Source organism: Cellulomonas biazotea (assembly GCF_004306155.1).
Taxonomy (GTDB): Bacteria; Actinomycetota; Actinomycetes; order Actinomycetales; family Cellulomonadaceae; genus Cellulomonas; species Cellulomonas biazotea.
In genome coordinates, this window is the sequence record NZ_BIMR01000096.1 from 1 (window position 1) to 4,454 (window position 4,454).

Consider the following 4,454-nt stretch of genomic DNA (forward strand, 5'->3'; position numbering starts at 1 on the left):
GCGAGCGCGCACCCCGCGGACACGAGGACGAACGCGACCGCGCTCACGGTGTAGACCCGCAGCGTCCCGAACCGCCGCGCGAGGAAGGACGTGGCGGCGAGCGAGAGCCCCAGGGCCATCAGGTAGCCGCTGACCACCCACTGCACCTCGTGCAGGCCCGCCCCCAGGTCGTCGGCGATGACGGGCACCGCCACGTTCACGACGCTCGAGTCGAGCATGCTGAGGACCGGTCCGACCAGGAGTCCGAACCGCGCGACCGCGCCGAGGGAGACCCGCTCCGCCCCGACCTCGACGTCGACCCCGGTCACCGCCCGCCGCCGTCGCGGGCGACGACCTCGACGAGCTCGGCCACGAACGCGCGGTTGCGGGCGAGCTGGTCCAGCAGGTGGTGCATCGACCGGGCGCGCCAGCCGTCGGGGTCCCGGCCCTGGGCGAGGAGCTCGGTCGCCTGCGCCATCTGCTCCTCGAGCGCGGCGTCGCGCGCCGACAGGACCCCGAGCCGTTCGTCGGTGGTCATCTCGGCGAAGAACCCGACGCGCAGCAGGAAGTCCTCGTCCCGGCCCGCCTGGTCGGGGGTCATCGTGGTGACGAGCTCGTGGAAGAGCTCGTGCCCCGCGGCGGTGAGGGCGTAGGTGTTCCGGGCGGGCCGCCCGTGGGCGGTCTCGACCTGCTTGGTCACCGCGCCGCGCTCCTCGAAGCGCCGCAGCAGGGGGTACAGGGAGTTGTTGCTCAGCGGACGCAGCGTGGGCCGCTGGACGCGTCGCTTGAGCTCGTACCCGTGCACCGGACCGTGGCGCAGGACCCCGAGGACCAGGATGTCGATCACTCGTCCACACTGACATAGGTGGTGGTGACCTAGCCAGGTCGTAGGTCTCTTGGCAAGCACGGACGAGGGCCGCACGTCCAGGCCGTCGGGACGGACCGCGCCACGCCGCGGACGCCCGCATCGGGACCTGGCGCCGTCCGCCCGGCGCGTCGGTCGTCGGGCCGCGGCACGCCGTGGCCGATGCTGGGACGTGCCCCACAGCCACCTGTCGACGGACACGCCCCTCGACGACCCGCCGCCGACCGCGACCGCCGTCGCCGCACGGCGCGCGACGGCGGCCCGGGCCCGGCTGGTGCTCGCCTCGACGCTCGTGCCGGTGCTGCTGCTGACGCTCGTCGGGGCGTGGTGGCTGTGGCCCGACGCCGACGCCCGCCCGCCCGTGATCGACACCGCGGGCCCTGGCATGTCGTACACCGCGGGCGAGGTCGTCGACGTCAGGCCCGACGCGACCGGCATGGACCAGGCGTCGGTCCGGCTCGACGACGGTGACGTCGTCGACGTGCACGTGCCGCCCGAGTACGTCCCGGAGGTCGCGGTCGGCGACCGGCTGCGGGTCGCGGCGCTGACGACGCCCGACGTCGGGACCGACCTCACGCAGCCCGCGCCGGCTGACCCCGTGATGACGACGACGTACCTGTTCGCCGACTTCGAGCGCGGCCCGCCGATGCTGCTGCTCGCGGCCGTGTTCGCGGGGCTGGTCGTGCTCGTGGCGCGCTGGCGCGGCCTCGCGGCGCTCGTCGGGCTCGGGGCGGGGCTGCTGGTCGTCGGGACGTTCACGCTGCCCGCGCTGCTGCAGGGGCGTCCCGCGGTCGCGGTCGCGCTCGTGACCAGCGTCGTCATCATGTACGCGGTCCTGTACCTGGCCCACGGCGTCTCGGTCAGGACGTCGACGGCGCTCGCCGGGACGCTCGTCGGCCTCGTCGCGACGGCGGCGATCGCGGCGTGGGCGGGCGGCGAGGCGCACCTCACAGGCCTGTCGGGCGAGTACGCGCTGGACCTGATGGCGGCGGCACCCGAGGTCCGGCTGCGGTCCGTGCTGCTGTGCGGCATGGTGCTCGCCGGGCTGGGCGTGCTCAACGACGTGACGATCACGCAGGCGTCCGCGGTGTGGGAGCTGCACGCGGCACGTCCGGGCAGCACGTGGCGCGACCTCGTCGGGCAGGGCATGCGGATCGGCCGGGACCACATCGCGTCGACCGTCTACACGATCGTCTTCGCGTACGTCGGCGCGGCCCTGCCGCTGGTGCTGCTCGTGAGCCTCACCGACCGCGGCCTGCTGGGCGTGCTGACCAGCGGCGAGGTCGCCGAGGAGGCCGTCCGGACGCTCGTCGGCTCGATCGGGCTGGTCCTGGCGATCCCCGTGACGACGGCCCTCGCGGCGCTGCTCGTCCGGCTGAGCGCCGCACCCACGACCGCGGCCGCACCCGTCGACGGGACCGCGCCCGAACCCGCGACCGACGGCAGAATGCCCGCGTGAGCGTCGAGACCACCACCCGCCCGCGCCCGACGGGCACGTCCCGCACGGGCGTCGTCCTCGTCGCGCTCGTCGTGCTCGCGACGCTCGCCGCGGTCCTCGGCACGGCCCTCACGTGGCCCGGCGAGGACACCCGCCCGGACACCGGGTTCGTGGACGTCGAGGTCGAGCGGGTGCCCGCGCAGGTCGTCGGCTCCCGGTGGGACACGTGCGACGGCACGGTCGAGGACATGGAGCCCGACGGGTCGGTCCCGACCACGGTCCGCTGCCTGCACGTGAGCGCGGAGGTCACCTCGGGCTCGGCGGCGGGCACCACGGTCGAGGTCATCGCGACGTCCGGGCTGACCCGCGCCGACGTCCCGCCGGGCACGTCGGTCGTCCTGGAGCACTACCCCGCCGACGACACCGGCGACGAGGTCTGGGCGTGGGGCGACTTCCGCCGCGGCGTCCCGCTCACGGCGTTCGCGCTCGCGTTCGCGCTGGTCACCGTCCTCGTCGCGGGCATGCGCGGGCTGCGGGCGCTGGTCGGCCTCGCGATCGCGTTCCTCGTCCTGGCCGTGCACCTCGTGCCCGCGCTCGTGCAGGGTCAGCCCGCGCTGGTGGCGACGCTGTCCGCGGCGACGCTCGTCGTGGTCGTCGTGCTGTACCTCGCGCACGGGTTCTCGCTGCGCACGACGACCGCGCTGCTCGGCACCCTGGGCGGCCTGCTGCTCGTCACGGTCCTCGGTGTGGTCGGCGCGCGCGTCGCGCACCTGCACCCCGGGTCGACCGAGGACACCTACCAGCTCGCGCGGCTGCTCGGCGACGACGGGGTCCGGATCCTGCAGGGCGTCTTCCTCAGCGGCGTCGTGCTCGCGGGCATCGGCGTGCTCAACGACGTGACGATCACGCAGGCGTCCGCGGTGTTCGAGCTGCGCGCGGCCGACCCCGCCGCGTCGTGGCGGTCGCTGTTCGGGCGCGGCATGCGGATCGGGCGCGACCACATCGCGTCGACCGTCTACACGATCGCGTTCGCGTACGCCGGGGCGTCGCTGCCCGTCCTGCTGCTGCTCGAGCTCTACGAGCAGCCGCTCGGGATGACGCTCACGTCAGGCGCGTTCGCGGAGCAGGTCGTCAGCACCCTCGCCGGGTCGATCGGCCTGGTCCTGGCGATCCCGCTGACGACCGCGGTCGCCGCCGTGTCCGCGGTGCGCCTCGCCCCGGGGCGCGTGTCGGGCGGCGGGCACCGGCACTGACGCCGCCCGTGATCACCCGCGTCACCTGCTGACATAGCGCGCGATTGAGCGCAAACTGGACAGGACGACGCCACAGGTGCGCAGGGGGCGACGACCATGACGACGACGCAGTCCCTGGCCGGGTCCACCCGATCGGTGGCCCGCGAGGCCCGCCTGCTCCTGCGCTCGCTGGAGGAGGACCCGGTCCCCGACCCGCAGCTCGTGGAGCGGCTCGAGGCCGCCGCCGCGGCGCGGACCGAGCAGGCCACCGGAGCCGAGCGCGGGTTCGACGCGACGGGCGACGCAGGCCCGCGGGCGCCCGCCGAGCCCGTGACCGTCGACGACGCCCTCGCCGAGGTCCTCGCCGACCTGTCCGTCGGGCAGGCCCTGCTCGCCGCCGGGGCAGCCGTCGGGGCGGAGGGCGCACCGCGCGACACGGCCCCGCTGCACGACGCCGTCGGCGCGCTCGACGACGTGGCGACCGTCCTCGACACCGCCGACGCGCCCGCCGCGCGGGGGTTCGCCGCGTCCGAGCCGTCCGCCGACGTCGGCGCGGCGACCGACCGGCTGCGCCGCGAGCTCGACACGACCCTCGACGCCGTGACCGCCTCGGCCGCGTCCGTCATGTCCGACGCCGTGACGAAGGCCCTCGAACGGGCCCCCGGCGGGGTCGACGACCTCATCAAGAACATCGGCGGCAAGACCCGGCTCGGCGAGTACGCGCACCGGTTCGTCAAGCTCGGCGCGCAGATCGTCGAGAAGGCGCTCGCCGCGCTCGCGCGCCTCATCCCGGCGTCGTTCCTCGCGTCGGCGCGCGACGACGTGCGGGGGCTCGTGCACCGGCTGCAGGACGGCGAGGCGGCACCGGCCGTCGTCGGGTGGGTCATCGCCGTCGACCCCGTCCGCGAGGCCGCCGCAGGGCTCGCACCCGAGGCCGCGC

The 4,454-nt window shown here is 75.3% G+C and carries 5 protein-coding genes; 3 read left to right on the forward strand and 2 right to left on the reverse strand.

The annotated features are described in order from the left end of the window. Both CBZ_RS07850 and CBZ_RS07855 read right to left on the reverse strand, forming a co-directional pair. The coding region (locus CBZ_RS07850; RefSeq protein WP_130781020.1) for an MFS transporter at window positions 1–308 on the reverse strand (308 nt) is incomplete at its 3' end. Beyond that, window positions 305–826, reverse strand: coding sequence for a PadR family transcriptional regulator (locus CBZ_RS07855; RefSeq protein WP_165446701.1), 522 nt, complete (start codon window positions 824–826; stop codon window positions 305–307). The genes CBZ_RS07855 and CBZ_RS07850, both read right to left, overlap by 4 nt. Before the next feature lie 190 nt (window positions 827–1,016). On the opposite strand from CBZ_RS07855, the gene CBZ_RS07860 reads away from it, so the two are divergent. From CBZ_RS07860 to CBZ_RS07870, 3 genes are all read left to right on the forward strand, one after another. Further along, window positions 1,017–2,303 carry a YibE/F family protein gene (locus CBZ_RS07860; RefSeq protein ID WP_246013144.1) on the forward strand — a complete coding sequence of 429 codons (1,287 nt, stop codon included), beginning with the start codon at window positions 1,017–1,019 and terminating at the stop codon, window positions 2,301–2,303. After that, window positions 2,300–3,535: a YibE/F family protein gene (locus CBZ_RS07865; RefSeq protein ID WP_130781022.1), complete on the forward strand. Its 1,236-nt coding sequence runs from the start codon at window positions 2,300–2,302 to the stop codon at window positions 3,533–3,535. The genes CBZ_RS07860 and CBZ_RS07865 overlap by 4 nt, the downstream gene beginning before the upstream one ends. Window positions 3,536–3,631: 96 nt before the next feature. After that, on the forward strand, window positions 3,632–4,454 hold an 823-nt coding region (locus CBZ_RS07870; RefSeq protein ID WP_218022729.1), incomplete at its 3' end, for a hypothetical protein.